Source organism: Hamadaea tsunoensis DSM 44101, from assembly GCF_000428945.1.
Classification (GTDB): Bacteria; Actinomycetota; Actinomycetes; order Mycobacteriales; family Micromonosporaceae; genus Hamadaea; species Hamadaea tsunoensis.
Map to the genome: position 1 here is coordinate 204,907 of NZ_AUAX01000003.1, position 18,966 is coordinate 223,872.

Consider the following 18,966-nt stretch of genomic DNA (forward strand, 5'->3'; position numbering starts at 1 on the left):
GCATCGTCGAAACGGTCTGCAAATGATCCAACCAAGGTCCTAGCCAGGGTGAGTCCATCTCAGGAACAGAAACCACAGGTTTTACCGAAGTGACAAAACGATGACCCCGACCCCCGGATGTGGCCCGAACGGCCAGACTCGGCCGGATAGGCAATACTCGACCGGTGAGCACCCCGAAGCCGCCCTCGGACGAACCGGTGACCCCGTCGGAGACCACGCCCCCGCCCACCTCCGCGACCGTACCGGAACCCGCCGCCCCGAGGCGTACACGCCGCGGCACGTTCACCAACGGGGCCTGGGACGAGAACCCCGAGGGCCCGACGCTGGCGGCGATGACGGAGGACCGGCGCGGCCCAGGCAGACCCCCGCGTACGCCGGCCGCCGAGACGACCGCGCCGGTGCCGCCGGAGGCTCAGGTCGGCCCCGCTGAGCAGGCGCTCGGCGATCCGGCCGCCGCGAAGTCGGCGACGCCGGCGCAGCCCGCCGGGCAACCGGACGCCGTGGAAGTCGCACCGGTGGAAGTTGCCGCCGTGCAACCGTCGGCCGCCGAGCCGACGAGTGACCTACCCGGTTCGGCGGAAAAACCTGCCGCCGATTCTGCCGCCGGTACGGATGCCCCCGAAGCCGCCCGGACTGCCCCGAAACACGCCGCCGAGACTCCGTCGGGCACCCCGAGACACGCCGCCGAGACCGCGTCGACGACACCGCGACTGCGCCCCGCCGCGGTCGGCCGGATAGTGAGCACGGCGGGCGGCACAGCCGTCCGGGCCGCCGCCTCCGGCAGCCGGACCGCCGTCCGGGCGGCCCGCCGCCCACCGGGCCGGCTGCTGCTGGGCGGTCTGCTGATCGCGGTGGTGGTCGGGCTGACCGTCGGCTTGGGCGGCTTCCTGGTGTCCAACAGCGACGCGAAATCGCGTACGCATGCGCAGGCGACCGAGTCGGCGGCCGCGCAGCCGTCCTCGACCGAGGGGGCGGGCCTGCCCAGCTTCAGCCCTCCGCCGACGGTGGCGGCCTCGCCGGTCGCGGCCAACGCCGGGCTGACCGGATGGGCCGAGCAGCTGGCGGTCAAAGTCGAGATCCCACCGGTCGCCCTGCGCGCCTACGCGTACGCCGAATGGGTGTTGGGCCAGCGCACGCCCACCTGCAAGCTCTCGTGGACCACGATCGCGGCCATCGGCAAGATCGAATCGAACCACGGCCGGGTGGGGGCCGCGACGCTGGGCTCGGACGGCCGGGTGCTGCCGCCGCTCGTGGGGCCGGCGCTGGACGGCAAGGGCGGCCGGGCCAAGGTCACCGACACCGACGCGGGCGCGCTCGACGACGACCGGGCCTGGGACCACACCGTCGGCCCGATGCAGTTCCTGCCGGCGACCTGGCGTTCCTACGCCGTGGATGCGGACGGTGACGGTATCGTGGACCCGAACGACATCGACGACGCCGCGCTCGCGGCGGCCAACAAGCTCTGCGAGTCGGGCAAGGATCTGACCCAGCCTGCGAATTGGAGCGCGGCCATCAAGACATTTCCCGATCTGACGGCCAAGGTGCAGCAGGTGTTCGACGCCGCCAACACCTACGGCCAGAAGAGCCGTGCGTGACCGTCCGTGATTGAGACTGCACTGTGGAGAAAGAGGGCCTTCCCTTCGCACCTTGCAGCGTGCAAGCTGAACGGGTGATGGTTCGCGAGTGGGATCCCCGAATCGCGACGGCAGCGGAAATAAGCACCTTGGTCGCGACGCTCAACGCAGTGACGGGCGCCGATCTACCAGATGATCCGCCGTGGCGCGACGTCTTGATGCGCGAATACATGTCGGTCACCATGCCCGGCGAACGAAAGATCACGTGGATCGCCGAGAAGAACGAGGGCGACCTCGAACGCGGCGAGCCCGTGCTCGGCCATGCCAGCATCCTGCTCCTCGGCGACATCGGCGTGGTCGAGGTGTTCGTGCACCCCGAACTGCGCCGGCAGGGCGTCGCCACGCAGCTCATGCGGGCCGTTGTCGGCCGTGCCCACGCGGAGGGCTTCGCCGCCCTCGGCGCCGAGGTGCCCGGCGACACCGATGCCATGCGCTTCTACACCCGGCTCGGCTTCACCAAGGCGTTCACGGAGATCCGCAGCGTCCTCGACCTCAGCACGGTCAACTGGTACTCGCTCGGCCAGCTCGCCGACGGCGTCGGGGCCGGCTACTCGCTGCACTTCTTCCCTGATTCGCCGCCGGAGGAGCTGATCGAGGCGTACGCGGCGGCCAAGGCGGAGGTCCAGGACGTCGACCTGGGCGACCTCGACCTGCGGCCCAGCTCCTTCGAACCGGACCGGCTGCGGGCCAGCCTCGAATGCCTGCACGCGCGCGGCCTGCGGCCCTACATCGTGGTGGCCGTGCACGACGCCAGCGGAACGGTCGCCGGCCTGACCGAGGTCGTGGTGCCCGCCCAACGGCCGACCCGTGCGGACCAGTACGACACGATCGTGGTGCCCCGCCACCGCGGTTACGGCGTCGGCCGGGCGATCAAGGCTCGCATGCTGTTCGAACTGCGCTCGGCCGTACCCGGGCTGACCCAGGTGCAGACCTGGAACGCCGCCGTCAACGAGCCGCTGCTCAAGGTCAACGCGGAACTGGGTTTCGTGCCCGACCGCGAATGGCTGGAGTACGAGGCCGACGTCCCCGACCTCGCCCGAACCCTCGGCATCGCCTGACCCACCCGCTCCGCCCACTCTGCACCCGCTCCGCGCCCGCCCCCGCTTCCAAGATCGGGTTTGGATCAGGGAAATCACCCGAATCATGGTCCATGATTACGTGCGAAACCCTGATCCAAACGGGATCTTGAGGGTGCGGGAGTGCGGCGCCCGCGGGGCGGGTCAGCGCAGGAGGCGGGCGGCTTCCGTGGCCCAGTACGTGAGAATGATCGAGGCTCCGGCCCGGCGGATCGAGTGGAGTGTCTCCATCATGATCCGCTCCCGGTCCAGCCAGCCGTTGGCCGCCGCCGCCTCGGCCATCGCGTACTCGCCGCTGACCTGGTAGGCCGCCACGGGCACGTCGAGCCGGTCGCGCACGGCCGCGATCACGTCGAGGTAGGCCAGCGCGGGCTTCACCATGACGATGTCCGCGCCCTCGGCCACGTCCAGCTCGACCTCACGCAGCGACTCCCGCAGGTTCGCCGGGTCCTGCTGGTAGGTCCGGCGGTCGCCGTCGAGCGACGACTCCACCGCGTCCCGGAACGGGCCGTAGAACGCCGAGGCGTACTTCGCCGCGTACGCCAGGATCGACACGTCGGCGTACCCGGCGCCGTCGAGGGCCTGCCGCACCACTCCCACCTGGCCGTCCATCATCCCCGACGGACCCACCATGTGTACGCCGGCCGCCGCCTGCGCGATCGCCATCTCCGCGTACGCGGCGAGGGTGGCGTCGTTGTCGACGGTGCCGTCCGGTGTCAGCACGCCGCAGTGCCCGTGCGAGGTGAACTCGTCGAGGCACAGGTCGCTCATGACCACGGTGGCGTCGCCGACCTCGGACACGACGTCCCGGATGGCGACGTTGAGGATGCCGCCCGGGTCGATGCCGCCCGAGCCGGTGGCGTCCTTGGCCGTCGGGATGCCGTAGAGCATGATCCCGCCGACGCCCGCCTGTACGGCCTCGGCGGCCGCCTTACGCAGGGATTCCCGCGAGTGCTGCACGATGCCCGGGAGGGAGGCGATCGGCCGCGGCTCGGTCAGCCCCTCCTTGACGAACATGGGCAGGATCAGCTCGGCCGGGTGCAGCCTGGTCTCGCTGACCAGCCGCCGCACGGCCGCGCTGGTACGCAGCCGGCGCGGCCGGGTCTGAGGAAATCCCATCGTCTGTTCCTCCCAGGGGAGTGTCAGCGGAAGCGCAGCGCCGTCGGACCCTGCACCTTCGAGCCGCGGCGGCTCTTGGGCGGCATGGCGGCGAGCTTCTCGCGGAGCTCGATAGCGTACGTTGCCAGGGCTTCGACCAGGTCCGGCACGGAGGCGTGCTCCGGCTGCACGTCGACGCGCAGCCCGAACTCGATGGCCGTGTCGTGGGTCTTCGGCCCGATGACCGCCACAACTGTACGCTGATGCGGCTTTCCGGCGATCCCGACCAGATTGCGTACGGTCGACGACGAGGTGAAGAGCACCGCGTCGAAGCCGCCCTGCTTGATCGAGTTGCGGATGTCCTCGGGCGGCGGGGCGGCCCGGACGGTCCGGTACGCGGTCACGTCGTCGACCTCCCAGCCCATCTCGGTCAGCCCGGCGACCAGGGTCTCGGTGGCGATGTCGGCCCGCGGCAGCAGGATGCGCCCGACCGGGTCCAGCATCTCGTCGTGCGGGGCGAACTCGGCGAGCAGCCCCTCCGAGGTCTGGTCCGAGCCCGGGATCAGCTCCGGCTGGATGCCGAAGGCGCGGACGGCCTCCGCCGTGGCCTCGCCGATGCAGGCGATCTTCACGCCGCCGAAGTGCCGCGCGTCGAGACCGTGCTCGGCGAACTTCTCCCAGACCGCCCGGACGGCGTTGACGCTGGTGAAGATCGTCCAGGCGTACCGGCCGTCGACCAGGCCCTTGATCGCGCGCTCCATCTGGGCCGGCGTACGCGGCGGCTCGACGGCGATGGTCGGCACCTCGCACGGGATCGCCCCGTACGCGCGCAGCCGCTCGCTCATCGCGCCGGCCTGCTCCTTGGTCCGGGGCACGAGGACACGCCAGCCGTACAGCGGCCGGTTCTCCCACCAGCCGAGCCGGTCGCGGTGCTGGACGCCGCTGCCGATGGACAGCACCGCCCGGCCGCTGAAGCCGAGCGCGGCGGCGACGAAGCTGTCCACGGTCGAAACCGTGGTGTACTGCGTCTCACCGGTGCCGTCGCCCGTGATCGCCACCGGCGTCGTGCCGTCGACCCCGGAGGCGAGCAGGCCGTCGCGTACCCCGGCGAGGTCGCCGGCGTCCACGCTCAGCGCGATGGAACCGCGGCGCAGGCCGGCCGCGAGCGCCGGGAAGTCGACCTCGGCGATGTCCTCGATGTCGGCGACCGTACGCACACCGGCGAGCGGGACGCCCGCGTAGGTGGCGACGCCGGCGGACTGGCTGACGCCGGGCACGACGGCGAACCGGACGGCCGTACGCGCGACCGCCTGGACCTCGCGGACGACGGATTCGTGGCCGAACGGGTCACCGGCCACGAGGTGTACGGCGTTGCGGCCGGACTTCGCCTCGTTGAGCAGGACCTTGGCGACGTCGCCGGAGGCGCCCTCGGCGGGCGACCACTCGGTCTCCTCGTGGGCGGCCTCGCGCAGCGACTGCAGCAGCGTCTCGGGGACGCCACGGTCGTAGACGACGTGGTCGGCGTCGGCGATGGCGTCGTACGCCCGCCGGGTCACCAGGCCAGGGTCACCGGGCCCGGCTCCGACGAAGGCGATGTGGCCGGCCGGCTTACGGGTGCGGGTCATTGTGCACTCCCAGGTACAGCATCATTCTGGTCCGCCTCGCCCGCCCCTGCCGGGACGAAGAGGCGATCTGCGCCGGCGGCCAGCAGATCGAGGGCGAGCAGCCGCCCGATCTCGCCTGCCTCGGCCGGAGAACCTGTGCGCGACAGCCGGATGGCGTGACGGCCGTCTTCGCTGAAGACCGCGCCGCGCAGGAAGAGTTCGTCGTCTGCGCCCAGCTCGGCGAGGGCGGCGACCGGTGCGGAGCAGCCGGCCTCCAGCGTCGCGAGCAGGGCGCGCTCGGCGGTGACCGCCGCGCGGGTGGCCGGATGGTCGAGCGCGCTCAGCGCCGCCACCAGGTCGGTGTCGTCGGCCCGGCACTCCACGGCCAGCGCGCCCTGGGCGGGCGCGGGCAGCATCAGTGCCGGGTCGAGGGTCTCGGTGGCCTCGGCCGCGCGGCCCAGCCGGGCGAGCCCGGCCCGCGCGAGCACGACGGCGTCCAGCTCGCCGGTGGCGACACGGCGCAGCCGGGAGTCGACGTTGCCGCGGATCGGCGTCGTACGCAGACCCAGGCCGAGCGCCTTGAGCTGGGCGATCCGGCGCAGGGCGCCGGTGCCGACGGTGGCGCTGGGCGGCAGCTCCGACAGGCTGAGCCCATCGCGCGCCACGAGCACGTCACGCGGGTCCTCCCGCCGCGGAACGGCGGCGATGGCCAGCTCCGGCACCTCGGCGGTGGGCAGGTCCTTGAAGGAGTGGACGGCGAAGTCGATCTCCTTGGCCAGCAGCGCGTCGCGCAGCGCGGAGACGAACACGCCGACGCCGAGCCGCTGCACCGGCGCGGACGACCGGTCACCCGGCGTCACGATCTCGATCAGCTCGACCGGCCGGCCGGTCGCGGCGGTGACCGCGTCGGCGGTCAGCTGCGACTGCGCGAGGGCGAGTGCCGAGCCGCGGGTACCCAGGCGAAGTGTCATGCGGCACGCTCCGGTGTGGCGATGTCGGCGACCTGGTCGACCCGGCTCTGGCCGGGCACCTCCAGGTCGAAGAGCTCCCTGAGCAGCTGCGGATACGCCTCCCCGCCCGGCCCCGCCGCCAGCTGGCGTACGCGGACGGTCGGCTCGTGCAGCAGCCGCTGGACGATGCGGCGCATCGAGTGGGCGACCTCGCCGCGCTGCTCGTCGGTCAGGTCGGAGCGCCGGGCCAGCCGGGCGAGCTCCGCCGTGACCAGGTCCTCGGCGCGGGCCCGCAGGGCGGCGACGGTCGGCGCGACCTGGGAGCCGCGCTGCCAGGCGAGGAAGTTCGCGACCTCGGCGTCGACGATGGCCTGGGCCTCGGCCACGACCGGCGCGGCGTGACCGTGCTCGGCCGCTGATCCGGCGAGGTGCTCGACGTCGATCACGGTCAGGCCGAGCGCCTTCACGTCCGGGTGGACGTCGCGCGGCACGGCCAGGTCGACCAGGATCGGCCGGGCGGTCCCGAGCAGTTCGGGCGTCACCACGTACGCCATCGACGTCGTCGCGCTGATCACGATGTCGGCCTCGGCCACGAGCGCGGGCAGCGCCTGCATCGGGGCGGACGTCACGGCGTACGCGGAGGCGAGCCGGTCGGCCCGGTCGTCGCTGCGGTTCACGACGGTCAGCGTGCCGATGCCCGCGCGGGTCAGCCCGGACACGGCCAGCGAGCCCATCGCGCCGGCGCCGACGACGACCGCCCGCCGGCCGGCCAGCGATCCGCTCGCGTCGAGCGCGGCGGCCTGCGCCAGCGCAGCGGTCACCATGCTGCGCGGGGCCTGGTCGATGCCGGTCTCGGCGTGGGCCCGCTTGCCGACCCGCAGCGCCTGCTGGAACAGCTCGTGCAGCAGGGCGCCGGCCGTCTCGGTCTCGGCGGCCAGCGCGTACGCGTCCCGCAGCTGGCCGAGGATCTGCTGCTCGCCGACGACCATCGAGTCCAGCCCGGCCGCGACCGCGAAGGTGTGCGCGACGGCCGCCTCGCCGTGGTGGACGTAGAGGCTGTCGGCGAGGTCCGCGGTCTCGACCCCGGCGACCTCGGCGAGCGCGCCGGCGATCTGGTGCAGGCCGGCGTGGAAGGCCGGAACGGCGGCGTAGAACTCGACCCGGTTGCAGGTGGACAGCGCGACGACCTCGGCGACGTGCGGCCCGGCCACGAGTTCCCGGAGCACGTCGGCCCGGTACGCGGGCGCGATGCTGAGGCGTTCGAGCAGCTCGACGCCGGCGGTGCGGTACGACGTGCCGACAACGATCAGGTTCACCGCTTCACCTCGGTCCGCACCGCGGCGAGCGCCTGTACGCGCGGCCGGCTGCCGTTCTTCGATCCGGTGTCCTTGACCCCGTTGTCCTTGGCCACGTTGTCCTTGGCCCCGTTCTTGGCGGGGGTCGCGTCCTTCGCCACGGTCGCGTCCTCGGCGGCCACCGGATCGCCGCCGTTGAACTTCGGCGCGCTCTTACGGTGCTCGTGGAAGGAAAGGATCTGCAGCTCGACGGCCAGGTCGACCTTGCGGACGTCGACACCCTCCGGCACGGCCAGGAAGCAGGGCGCGAAGTTCAGGATGCTGGTGACGCCGGCGGCAACGAGGGCGTCGGCCACGCCTTGGGCGGCGCGGGCGGGCGTGGCGATCACACCGATCGCGATCCGGTCGTGGGTCACCGTGTCGGCCAGCTCGTCGATGTGGCGTACCGCCAGGCCGTTGATGTTCTCGCCGATCCGGGCCGGGTCGGCGTCGAAGAGGGCGACGATCTGGAAGCCGCGGCTGGCGAAGCCCGCGTAACCGGCGAGCGCGTGGCCGAGGTTGCCGAGCCCGACGAGGGCGACGCCCCGGCACAGGGTCAGGCCGAGCACCTGCTCGATCTGCTCGATGAGGTGCGCGATGTCGTAGCCGACCCCACGGGTGCCGTAGGAGCCGAGGTGGGAGAGGTCCTTGCGCAGCTTGGCGGAGTTCACGCCCGCCGCGGCGGCGAGGCCCTCACTCGAGACGGTGTCGTGCCCGGCGTCGAGGAGCTGATGCAAGGAACGCAGGTACTCCGGGAGACGAGCGACGGTTGCGTCGGGCAGATCCGGAAAATCCGGACCCGCACCATTACGGGGATCCAGTCCGGCTTCACCACCGGATCTCTGCTGACTCATGTGACTCCGTGCCGACTCGGCCTGCGGTATGCGGACCCCGAGCGGCACACGCCGGCCGGCTGTGCTATCGGAGCCCGTCGCGTTCACAGAGTAGGCGCTTGTGAAGACGTGCACAAATCGCGATCTTGAAAGCGTCGAGGCGTCTGTGATGGTGAGCGCCCACCCCGGCGCCGTCCGGCGGCGAGAGATGCCCCCGCGGCACACCTGCCCTCCATTCTCGCCGCGCGACCGGCGGAGGGTGGGCGCTGCACCGTGATTATTTCGCAAAAGGCAACAAACACCCCGCCGTGGCGCGCCGACCGAGCCGCCGGCCCGTCCCCCGAACAAGTGGTCCCGAGCCCGAAACGCGGGCTTCCAACAAGATCGACAACCGTCTCCCGCCGCCGGCGAGGGTGACGCAGATCGCTGCCGGACGCGCGTACGCGCACCCTAGGGTGAACCGCGTGAGACATCTCGTCTGGGACTGGAACGGAACCCTCCTCAACGACATGCCGCTGGTCGTGTCGTCCACCAACGCGGCCCTCGTGGCGGCGGGCGGACTGCCCACGACCGAAGACGAGCACCGGCGCGACTTCCGCCGGCCGATCATCGACTACTACGGCGAGACGCTGGGGCGCGTCCTCACGCAGGCCGAGTTCGCCCGGCTCGACGAGGTGTTCCACCAGGCGTACAAGACCGGGCTGGAGACCTGCGACCTGGCCGGCGACGCGCGGACCGCCCTCGGCACCTGGACCGGTACGCAGTCCCTGCTCAGCATGTGGTTCCACGACGAACTGGTGCCGACGGTGGACGGGTTCGGCCTGACGGCGAACTTCCGGCGGGTCGACGGGCTCAAGACCGGCATCACCGGCGGCTTCAAGGCCGAGCACCTGATCGTGCACCTGAAGGAGCTCGGGATCGACGGATCCGAGGTCGTCATGATCGGCGACTCCGTGGACGACGCGGACGCGGCCGCCGCGGTCGGTGCCGCCTGCGTGCTCTACACCGGCGGATTCACCGATCCGCGCCGGTTGCGGGCGGTCGGCGTACCGGTGGCGGACTCGCTCCTGGAAGCCGTGGCGATCGCGTCCCGTTAGGGTCTGCCCGAGGCGGCCAGGTCGCGCTGGAGGCGGGCGCCTTCGACCCGCCAGTAGCCGTGCTCCTTGCCGTCGAGCATGATCACCGGGATCCGGTCGCCGTACTCGGCCTCCAGGTCGAGGTCGCCGGAGATGTCGACCTCGGTGAAGCCGATCTCCAGCCGGCGCAGCTCGGCCACCGCGTCCTCGCACAGGTGGCAGCCGGTCCGGGTGTAGAGGGTCACTCGCTCAGGCATCCCGCAACATTACTTTGCGGACCTTGCCGATCGCGGAGTGCGGCAGCTCGGGGACGAACGAGATCACCGCGGGGCACTTGAACCGGGCGAGATTGCGCTCGCAGTGCGTACGCAGTTCGGCCTCGGTCACCTGGCCGTCGGCGGCCCGCACGACGAAGGCGCGGACGGACTGGCCCCGGACCGGGTCGGGCTGCCCGACGACGGCCGCCTCCGCCACCCCCGGGTACGCGGTCAGCACGATCTCGACCTCGTAGGGGTAGACGTTGAAGCCGTTGACCAGGATCAGTTCGCCGATCCGGTCGACGAGGAAGAGGTCCCCGTCGTCGTCCGCGTACGCGACGTCGCCCGTGGCCCACCAGCCGTCCGCGTCCGGGCCGCCCCGGCCGTCGGGCCAGTAGCCGGAGAACAGGTTGTCGCCGCGGACGACGATCTCGCCCGGGTCGCTGCCGGGGCTGTCCGGCGCCTCCAGCTCGAGCCCGCCGGAGTCCTCTTCGGACAGTGGTTCGCCGGCCCGCCACACGTCGTCGCCGGTGGACGAGACCAGGCGCAGTTCCACACCGGGCAGCGGCCGGCCGATCGAGCCGGTCTTCGGCTGCGGACCGGCCAGCGTCGAGGTGAGCACCGGCGCGGTCTCGGTGAGCCCGTAGCCGACGTTCACCGGCACCCCGGTGATCGCCGTGAACCGCCGGGCCGTCGCCGTCTCGAGCGGGGCGGCCCCGCAGACCGCCACGCGTACGCTGGCGAAAGGCGAGCCGGAGGCGAGATTGCCGGTCCAGAGGGTGAACATCGAGGGCACCCCGACCACGACGGTGACGTGCTCCTCCGCGATCTGCCGGAGGGAGTCCTCGGCGTCGAACCGCTCGGACAGCACGCCGCACGCGCCGTGATAGGCGATCGCGCCGAGTCCGCTGTTCAACCCGTACGCGTGGAACATCGGCAGCGCCAGCAGGACGGTGTCGAGGGCCGTGACGATCGGCGGGTCCACCGCGTCGAGTTGCACATGGTTGGCGATCAGCGCGCGGTGCGTGAGCATCGCGCCCTTCGGTGCGCCCTCCGTGCCCGAGGTGTAGAGCAGGACGGCCAGGTCGCTGTCCGCGGGCGGCCGCGGGTTCGGCGCGACGTCGCGCGCCAGGGCCCGCCCCAGCACCGTCGCGGCGTCGGCCGAGGCGTCGCACGTGTACGCCCAGCGCAGCGCCGGCAGTTCGGAGGAGATCCCGGCGACGGCCATGGCCACGCCCTCGGTCGCCAGCAGGATGCTCGCGCCCGAGTCGACGAGAACGTGGCGCAGTTCGCGGGCGGTGTACCCGGGGTTGACCGGCACCGCGACCAGACCTGCGCGCAGGGTGGCGAAGAAGGCGACGACGAAGGCGGGCACGTTGGGCAGCGCGATCGCGACCCGGGCCGGGCTGCCGTCCGCGCCGGGTGCGTTGAGGCCGCGCAGACCGGCGGCGACCGAGTCCACCTGGGAATCCAGCTGCGACCAGGTGACGGTGGCGCCGCCGTGGCGCAGCGCGGGCCGGTCGCCCTGCTCGCGCGCGGCGCGTTTCACATATCCCGCGAGCGTTCCGTACGCCGAGAGCTGAGCCGCGATCGCATCCCGCATGGGGGATGAGTATATGGGGACCCGTCGTTCCCCGGACTCCGCTCGCGTCCCGGGGACCGCCGCAGGGGGAGCCATGCAGGAGCCGCTCGCGAAAAGTTCTCCGACACGGCCGGCGCGTACGCCCGTTGAGGTTGCTGTAAGTCACCCTTCGGCGTGAATCCTTTTGCCGGTCATGCCCGAGTTTTTCCGCGCTATATAGGGGGTTTCGTCTCTCGGCGTGTTGGTCTCGACACGCCGTGCGATCTGCGCAGCGAAACCGCACAACGTGTGCGACAGCCCTCCGTATACGCGGGAAATACTTCGGCTCGATGGCCGGAGAAGTTTTCCCCCGAATTTCCTGAACACACACACCAGGGTGGCTTTGGCCCTATCATTCCGAGGGTCGGGTCACCCGTTTTGGCATGATCCGACACCCCTCAGCCCGAGGAGGCCGCTGTGCCCGTTCTTGCACCGCACCCGTGCTTAATGGGTGTTTGTCGGCTTATGGTGAGAGACGCACCGTTTGCACCCGCACACCCCTGCGGAGCGGCAAGCGGGCGCTCGGAGGTGACGGCATGACAAGCAGTGCGTACTACGGCATGAGTCCAGAGGTGTTCGCCGCACGGTTGGCGCTCACCGACGGCCTGACCGCCCTTCGCACTTCTCTTAACGAACTACTGCGCAATCCGCTACTCAGCGTCACATCGCCTGGCGACGGGGGCACCCGTGTCCGGACGCGTACCAAGACGAACGACGGGCACCACGCACCGGTGAAGCCGGTCGGCGGGCGGGCCAACGGCCGTCCGGTCGCACCCGCACAGGGCGGCGCGGCGGCACCGGTACTGCCGGACAACGCCGACACGACGCGGCTGCCGGACGAGACGGAGACCACCCGCATTCCCGGGCAGGACCCGCCGCCGTTCCCGAGCCGGCCGGATCCGTCGGACGCCGCGGCCGAGGTGTGGGCACTCGTGGAACGGGCCCAGGGTGGGGACGCGGGAGCGTTCGGGCTGATCTACGACCGGTACGTCGACACGGTGTTCCGGTTCATCTACTTCCGCGTGGGCAACCGGCCGCTGGCCGAGGACCTCACGTCGGACACGTTCCTGCGCGCGCTCAAGCGGATCGGCAGCTTCACCTGGCAGGGCCGCGACCTCGGCGCCTGGCTGGTCACCATCGCCCGCAACCTGGTCGCCGACCACTTCAAGTCGGGCCGGTACCGCCTGGAGGTGACCACCGGTGACGTCCTGGACGCCGACCGGGAGGACCGCGGACCCGAAGGCAGCCCCGAGGCCGCCGTCGTGGACCACATCACCAACGTGGCGTTGCTCACCGCCGTCAAGCAGCTGAACCCGGAGCAGCAGGAGTGCATCGTCCTGCGGTTCCTGCAGGGCTTCTCGGTCGCCGAGACCGCTCAGGCCATGGGCAAGAACGAGGGGGCGATCAAGGCCCTGCAGTACCGGGCCGTCCGCGCCCTCGCCCGATTGCTGCCGGAGGGACTCAACTCGTGAGACGCGTCACCCCACACCCGCGCGTAACCGAGACAGCCGCGACGGCGTTTGACCGAATGCGACCGGGATGCCCACAGGGGCCCCCGGCGTACTCAGCCGCGACCAGCGAAGGGGGGTGCCAGCGGTGAACGCTCTCTTCGACCGTCGGCAGACCGAACGCTTCGCCCAGCTCTTGGACGAGGCGAGCGGCGGTCGGCGCCATCACTCGCGTACCCGGTTGGACGATCGCCTCGCCGACCACGTCCACCTCGCCGATCAGCTGCGCAACACGTATGTTCCCGGCCCGTCCGCCGACTTCCGTTCGGGCCTGCGGGCCCAGCTGATGGCCAAGGCGGAACGGGACGGCATCGGCGCGACCGCGACCGAGCCTGAGGAGCCCGTCTTCGTCAGGCCGGCCCGGTCGCGTACGCGGATCGCCATCGTCGCCGGCATCGCGACCGGTGCCGTGGCGGTGTCGGGCATCTCGATGGCCAGCGGCGACGCGAACCCCGGGGACGCTCTCTACCAGGTGAAACGCTCGACCGAGAAGGCCCAGTTGGCACTCGCCAGCTCGGACCTGTCGCGTGGGCAGCTCTACCTGGAGTTCGCCCGCACCCGGCTCGCCGAGGCCAACGCGGTACGCAAGAACCCGGCCGGCTTCAACGCGGCCCTCGCCGACATGGACTCGAACACCGTGGACGGCGTACGCCTGCTGACGGCCACCGCGACGACGCACAAGGATCCGGCCGCCCTGGACCGGCTCGACAGCTTCGTCACCGAGCAGAAGCGGCTCATCGGCCAGCTGACCGGCCTGGTCGACCTGCCGTCGCGGCAGCGGATCGACGCTTCCGTGACGTTACTCGACGCCATCGGGGCCCGGTCGCGCGCGCTGCGTACGGCGCTCGCCTGTGGTGCCGGAACGGCCGGCAAGGGCACCGACGACCTCGGACCGATCGCGGCGCTGTGCGCGCCGGCGGCGGCCGGCGGTTCCGGGGCAACGACCATGCCGGGTACGACGGAACAGCAGAGCGGTACCGGTTCGGTGAAGGGCGGCGGCACCCCGGCCGGCGCTTCGAAGCCCGCAACCGCGCCGTCGACGAACACCTCCCCCGCCGCGACCGCACCGTCGGCGAGCCCGACGCCGGCCCCCACGGCCAGCGAAGACGGCGGCATCCTGGGCCAGCTCGGCCGGATCCTCGGCGGGTTGCTCGGCGACTGATCGCAACCTGTGCTACGTGTGGGCGTCACCTGATGGTGGCGCCCACACGTGTGCGTAACCGCTACGCTCGGACAGGTGCCGGACAAGATCGGAGGAGACATCGCCGTGACGTCGTCGCCCGTGGTGCGTACAACGGCCGCGGCCGCGTTCTTCGACCTGGATAACACGGTCATGCAGGGCGCGTCCCTCTACTACTTCGCGCGCGGGCTCGCCGCGCGTAAGTACTTCACCACGGGGGACCTGCTCAAATTCGGCTGGAGCCAGCTCAAGTTCCGGCTGTTCGCCCACGAGGACGCCGGGGACATCAGCGAAGCCCGGGAGGCGGCGCTCGCCTTCATCGCGGGCTGGAAGGTCGAGGACGTCCGGCGGCTGAGCGAAGAGATCTTCGACGAGCTGATCGCCGAACGGATCTGGGCCGGTACGCGCGCCCTCGCGGAACAGCACATCGCCCACGGCGACCGGGTCTGGCTGGTCACCGCGGCCCCGGTCGAACTGGGCGAGGTGATCGCCCGGCGGCTCGGGCTGACCGGCGCGCTCGGCACCGTGGCGGAGATCCGCGACGGCGTCTACACCGGCCGGCTGGTCGGCGACATGCTGCACGGCCCGGCCAAGGAGACGGCCGTCCGGGCCCTCGCCGCCGCTGAAGGCATCGACCTGGCCGACTGCTACGCGTACTCGGATTCCGTGAACGACCTGCCGATGCTCGGCGCGGTGGGGCACCCGACGGCGGTGAACCCGGACAGCTCGCTGCGCCGGCACGCGCGGGCCCGCGGCTGGCAGATCCGTGACTTCCGGACCACGCGCAAGGCCGCGAAGGTGGCGGTTCCGGCGACGCTCGCGGCAGGGGTGCTCGCGGGCGCGGTCACGGCGGGCCTGGCGATCCGCAACCGCAACAAGGACTGAATCCAAGATCCTGTTTGGATCAGGTTTACGCACGTAATCTTGGGCCAAGATTCGGGTGATTTCCCTGATCCAAACGGGATCTTCGAATCGGGTCGCCGGGGCTCAGGTCAGGGATCGCAGGTCGAGGGCCTGCCACGCGTCGGCCGCCGACCACCAGATCCAGCCGTCGCGGCCGAGGATCTGCCCGGCGCCGTCGGTGACCGTGATCAACCGTCGCTCCCGGATGTCGTAGAGCAGGACCTGCTGGTCGGCCAGGGTGGTCGCCGCGAGGCCGGCGCGGGAGTAGACCTCCCACCGGCCGAGCCGGGCGACATCCGCGAGGGCCGCGCTGACGCCGCCGCTCGCGACCCGGCGCCGACCCGTCCCGTCCGGACGCATCACATCGATGCGAGCCACTCCCCCATCGCCGCCGAGCACCAGCACCCGGCACCAGTCCGGCCCGCAGCTCACCAGCTCGGTCGGCTGGCCGGGCACCTCGCGCCGGCCGCCGGTGCGCAGGTCGAGCAGGCTGGTCGCGGAGCCTTCCGCGGTCAGCGAGGTGGCGAGCACGCCACCGCCGACCGACTGCCACGCGCCGTCGACGGTCCGCGTCGTGGTGACACCGCCGGCCAGCGGGACCGTGCGTACCTCGGTGCGGACGGCGGTCCCCGGGGCGACCGCGACCCACACCAACCGGCCGCCGACCACGGTCAGGTCGTCGTCGGAGCCGAAGAACGCGAAATCACCCGGCTGATCGGAGAGGACCGTCGGCGTACCGGCGTCTTCCCAGGGGGCCGACCAGATCTTCGCGACGGCCGGCCGGCCCCGCTCGGCCGTCTGCTCCAGCCACACCAGGTTCCGTCCGGCCACCGTCACCCCGCTGAACTGCGGTGCCAGCGCGCGGTCGAGGTCGCGCAGGACGCGTACCACCGCGCCGTCGATCAGGACGACCAGGCGCTCGCGCCGCCCGCTCACCGCGGTCCCCGCCGAGGTCCGCGCGTCCATGAAGACCATCGGCGTGTACGCCCAGCCGCCGTCCACCATCCCCGGCACGCCGACCGGCCGCACCCCCGGGTACGCCTCGGCCAGCGTCCAGTCGGTGCCGGGCGGATGCGGCCAGGGCAGGCCGAGCAGGATTCCCGCGGCGGCGAGCGCGACGGCGAGGCCCACCCGCAACCGCCTGGTACGCCGATGCCGGCCGCCGGAGAACCGCACCCCGACAGCGTAATCGGAGGAAACGGACTAAATCCGGCAACGCACGGGGAACGGGGTCACTGCGAGAACGGGTCGGGCCGGCGTTCGAGCAGCCCGTGCACCATCTGCTGAATCGTCTCGCGGACCTGATCGGCGAGGTTGAACACGACCATGGGATCGTCGGCCGCATCGGCGAGATCGTCGGTCGGGATCGGCTCGCCGAACTCGATCAGCCACTTGCTCGGTAACGGGACCAGGCCCAACGGACCGAGCCAGGGGAACGTCGGCGTGACCGGGAAGTACGGCGTACCCAGGACGCGGGCGAGCGGCTTGATGTCCCCGATGAGCGGATAGATCTCCTCCGCGCCGACGATGGCCGCGGGCACGATCGGTACGCCCGTGCGCAACGCCGCCGACACGAACCCGCCCCGGCCGAAGCGCTGGAGCTTGTAGCGGTCCTTGAACGGCTTGCCGACGCCCTTGAAGCCCTCGGGGAACACGCCGACCAGTTCACCGGTACGCAGCAGGCGCTCGGCGTCCGGCGTACAGGCGAGGGTGGCGCCGGACTTGCGGGCCAGTTCGCTGACGCCCGGCATCTTGAAGACGAAGTCCGCGCCGAGCAGCCGCAGGTGCCGGTGCCCCTCGGACTCGTCGTGGCAGGCGATGGCGAGCATCAGCGCGTCGAGCGCCACCGTGCCGGAGTGGTTGCCGACGATCAGCGCGCCGCCGTCGACCGGTACGTGCTTGCCGCCGGTGATCTCGGTACGGAACCAGTCCCGCTGCAGCACCCGCAGCATCGGGTGGAAGACGCCCTCGGTCAGCTCCTTGTCGAAGCCGAACTCGTCGACGTCGTACTGGCCCGACAGCCGTCGGCGCAGGAAGGCCAGGCCGGAGGCCACCCGGCGGTCCCAGACGTCGTCCTCGCTCACGCCGTCACCCCCCGCGCACCGCGTACGCGCTCGATCATCTGCAGGAAGGCGTTCTCGGCCGCGGCCAGGCGCTCGGGCGTGACGACGGCCCCGTCGGTGTGCGACCGGACGAACTCGTCGAACGCCGTCGGCGTGGAGCGCGGAACGAAGCCGAACTCCTGGATCAGGCGGCTCACGTCGACCACGCGACCGTGCACGAACAGGTCGACCTGGTCATGGCTGATGACGCGGCGGCCGGTCGCGGCGGCGAGGCTGAGTCCCTGCTCGGGCAGGGGTACGGCGAGGCGCCCGGCCCGGCGTACGGCCTGCGACAGTGTCAGGACGCCCGGACCGGCGACGTTGAACGTGCCCGGATGGTCTTCGAGAACCGAGCGGACCAGGATCTCCATCGCGTCGTCGACGTGGACGAACTGGAGGCGGGGGTCACGCCCGATCACGGTCGGCACGGTCGGCCGGGCCAGGTAGTGCAGCAGTGACGTCTCGGCCGTGGTGCCGATGAACGGCGCGAACCGGAGCACCGTCGCGGCCACATCGGGACGCCGCCGGCGGAATCCGCGTACGTAGGCCTCGATGTCGAGGATGTCGCGGGCGTACCCGCCGCGCGGCACCTCCCGGGGTTCGGTGTCCTCGGTGAACACCGCGGGATCGCGGAACGAGGCACCGTACGCGGCCGTGGACGAGCGCACCACCAGCCGGCGCAGCGCCGGTGCCTGCTGACAGGCGGCGAGCAGCTGCATCGTGCCGATGACGTTCTGTTCCTTCATCGCCGTCCGGCCGCCCCGGGCCTGGTCCGGCGAGGAGATGACCGCGAGGTGCGCCACCGCGCCCACCCGCAGGTCGCCGAGGATCTGATCGGCGGCCCGCAGGTCGGCCTGGATGACGTCGACCCCGCCCAGCAGCGCGGCGATCTCGGCACTCGGCGCGTACGCGTCGAGCCCGAAGACGCGGCCGACCTCGGGGCGCGCGGCGAGACGGGCGGCCACCTGGGCACCCAGGAACCGGCTCACGCCGGTGACGAGAACCACCTCGGGACTGTTCGTCCGCTCGGTCGCCATGCGCTCCTCGGTCGGGCTGAAGATCACCGGTCGGCGACGGATCGCCCGGACCGGCGGAGGTTCACCAATCGTCGGCGGCAAGTGCGCACGCGGGCCCGCGACGCTCGGTCGGGCGCGGGCCGGCGTGGGTCACTTGCCGAGACGGCGACGCTGGACACGGGTCTTGCGCAGCAGCTTGCGGTGCTTCTTCTTCGCCATGCGCTTGCGGCGCTTCTTGACCACGGAGCCCATACGGCAGCCCTCTCAGACGATGCATTCGTACGCACCGCGCGGTATCGCGCAGGTGCGGCGCTCGGACAGTTCGGCGCTCCGGCCGGTCGGCTTGCCGCGCGAGCGGCGGGCAGGCGTCGGCGTGACGCGAGCCGGAGTCGTTGTCCAGGGTAACCGCACGCATGCGCGATCGTGAAACCGGGCCGGACAGGCGTCACGCCGCCTGGGAGAAGGCGCCCCGGAGGTACTCGTGGACGGCGTGCTCGGGGACCCGGAAGGACCGGCCGACCCGGACCGCGGTCAGCTCGCCGGAGTGCACCAGCCGGTAGACGGTCATCTTCGAGACGCGCATCAGGGCCGCGACCTCCGCGACCGTGAGGAAGCGGACCTCGGCCAGCTCGTTGTCGTGGGGTGAACCGCGGGATTTCATGCCTTTCCCCCAACCTCTCCGCCCGGACATGCCGCCCGGTCCTACCGGACACGCCACCCGGGAACATGCGGGTAACTAGAACGGTAGCGGGGCGCATGAGGCGAACGCGACAG

At 71.6% G+C, this 18,966-nt stretch carries 16 protein-coding genes and 2 pseudogenes; 6 read left to right on the forward strand and 12 right to left on the reverse strand.

What is annotated here, in order from left to right:
* The first annotated feature begins 164 nt into the window (after positions 1 to 164).
* On the forward strand, positions 165 to 1,595 hold the full coding sequence (locus tag G401_RS52410; protein ID WP_051366228.1) for a lytic murein transglycosylase: 1,431 nt from the start codon (positions 165 to 167) through the stop codon (positions 1,593 to 1,595).
* Between the two features lie 77 nt (positions 1,596 to 1,672).
* Positions 1,673 to 2,692, forward strand: coding sequence for a GNAT family N-acetyltransferase (locus G401_RS0106005; RefSeq protein WP_027341789.1), 1,020 nt, complete (start codon positions 1,673 to 1,675; stop codon positions 2,690 to 2,692).
* 162 nt (positions 2,693 to 2,854) lie between these two features.
* Here G401_RS0106005 and hemB read toward each other — a convergent pair whose 3' ends face one another.
* The 5 genes and pseudogenes from hemB to G401_RS43800 form a co-directional block, all read right to left on the reverse strand.
* A complete protein-coding gene (gene hemB / locus G401_RS0106010) occupies positions 2,855 to 3,829 on the reverse strand; it encodes a porphobilinogen synthase (RefSeq protein WP_027341790.1) in 975 nt (324 codons plus the stop codon).
* 23 nt (positions 3,830 to 3,852) lie between these two features.
* Positions 3,853 to 5,433 carry a bifunctional uroporphyrinogen-III C-methyltransferase/uroporphyrinogen-III synthase gene (locus G401_RS0106015; protein ID WP_027341791.1) on the reverse strand — a complete coding sequence of 527 codons (1,581 nt, stop codon included), beginning with the start codon at positions 5,431 to 5,433 and terminating at the stop codon, positions 3,853 to 3,855.
* Positions 5,430 to 6,383, reverse strand: a complete 954-nt coding sequence (gene hemC, locus G401_RS43790) for a hydroxymethylbilane synthase (RefSeq protein ID WP_084556861.1) — start codon at positions 6,381 to 6,383, stop codon at positions 5,430 to 5,432. The genes G401_RS0106015 and hemC overlap by 4 nt, the downstream gene beginning before the upstream one ends.
* Positions 6,380 to 7,678 (reverse strand): glutamyl-tRNA reductase, encoded by a 1,299-nt coding sequence (locus G401_RS43795; protein ID WP_034590861.1) that lies wholly within the window; start codon positions 7,676 to 7,678, stop codon positions 6,380 to 6,382. The genes hemC and G401_RS43795 overlap by 4 nt, the downstream gene beginning before the upstream one ends.
* A gap of 143 nt (positions 7,679 to 7,821) precedes the next feature.
* Positions 7,822 to 8,550 (reverse strand): annotated as a pseudogene (locus G401_RS43800) (redox-sensing transcriptional repressor Rex); the annotation flags it as partial.
* A 443-nt stretch (positions 8,551 to 8,993) separates the two neighbouring features.
* Here G401_RS43800 and G401_RS0106035 point away from each other — a divergent pair.
* Entirely contained in the window at positions 8,994 to 9,626 is a 633-nt protein-coding gene (locus G401_RS0106035; RefSeq protein WP_281174140.1) for an HAD family hydrolase, read from the forward strand.
* On the opposite strand, the gene G401_RS0106040 is transcribed toward G401_RS0106035, so the two are convergent.
* A complete protein-coding gene (locus G401_RS0106040; RefSeq protein WP_027341793.1) occupies positions 9,623 to 9,862 on the reverse strand; it encodes a glutaredoxin family protein in 240 nt (79 codons plus the stop codon). The two genes, G401_RS0106035 and G401_RS0106040, sit on opposite strands and share 4 nt — an antisense overlap.
* Complete coding sequence (locus G401_RS0106045; protein ID WP_051366230.1) at positions 9,855 to 11,465, reverse strand: AMP-binding protein; 1,611 nt, start codon at positions 11,463 to 11,465, stop codon at positions 9,855 to 9,857. The genes G401_RS0106040 and G401_RS0106045 overlap by 8 nt, the downstream gene beginning before the upstream one ends.
* Positions 11,466 to 12,019: 554 nt before the next feature.
* Between G401_RS0106045 and G401_RS0106050 the strand changes: the two genes are divergently transcribed.
* The 3 genes and pseudogenes from G401_RS0106050 (at position 12,020) to G401_RS0106060 (ending at position 15,056) form a co-directional block, all read left to right on the forward strand.
* Complete coding sequence (locus tag G401_RS0106050; RefSeq protein ID WP_051366232.1) at positions 12,020 to 12,955, forward strand: sigma-70 family RNA polymerase sigma factor; 936 nt, start codon at positions 12,020 to 12,022, stop codon at positions 12,953 to 12,955.
* Between the two features lie 115 nt (positions 12,956 to 13,070).
* Positions 13,071 to 13,901, forward strand: a pseudogene (locus tag G401_RS43805) (DUF5667 domain-containing protein); the annotation flags it as partial.
* Between the two features lie 327 nt (positions 13,902 to 14,228).
* Positions 14,229 to 15,056 carry an HAD family hydrolase gene (locus tag G401_RS0106060; protein WP_407636826.1) on the forward strand — a complete coding sequence of 276 codons (828 nt, stop codon included), beginning with the start codon at positions 14,229 to 14,231 and terminating at the stop codon, positions 15,054 to 15,056.
* Between the two features lie 102 nt (positions 15,057 to 15,158).
* Here G401_RS0106060 and G401_RS0106065 read toward each other — a convergent pair whose 3' ends face one another.
* From G401_RS0106065 to G401_RS0106085, 5 genes are all read right to left on the reverse strand, one after another.
* A complete protein-coding gene (locus G401_RS0106065; protein WP_034590863.1) occupies positions 15,159 to 16,250 on the reverse strand; it encodes a hypothetical protein in 1,092 nt (363 codons plus the stop codon).
* 56 nt (positions 16,251 to 16,306) lie between these two features.
* The gene (locus tag G401_RS0106070) at positions 16,307 to 17,158 is read right to left on the reverse strand and encodes a lysophospholipid acyltransferase family protein (RefSeq protein WP_027341799.1); all 852 of its coding nucleotides are present in this window, start codon (positions 17,156 to 17,158) and stop codon (positions 16,307 to 16,309) included.
* The gene (locus tag G401_RS0106075; protein ID WP_027341800.1) at positions 17,155 to 18,213 is read right to left on the reverse strand and encodes an NAD-dependent epimerase/dehydratase family protein; all 1,059 of its coding nucleotides are present in this window, start codon (positions 18,211 to 18,213) and stop codon (positions 17,155 to 17,157) included. Before G401_RS0106075 ends, G401_RS0106070 begins: the two co-directional genes overlap by 4 nt.
* 129 nt (positions 18,214 to 18,342) lie before the next feature.
* Entirely contained in the window at positions 18,343 to 18,444 is a 102-nt protein-coding gene (locus G401_RS54515) for a 30S ribosomal protein bS22 (RefSeq protein WP_007465623.1), read from the reverse strand.
* A gap of 193 nt (positions 18,445 to 18,637) precedes the next feature.
* A complete protein-coding gene (locus G401_RS0106085; RefSeq protein WP_027341801.1) occupies positions 18,638 to 18,853 on the reverse strand; it encodes a helix-turn-helix domain-containing protein in 216 nt (71 codons plus the stop codon).
* Between the last annotated feature and the right edge of the window lie 113 nt (positions 18,854 to 18,966).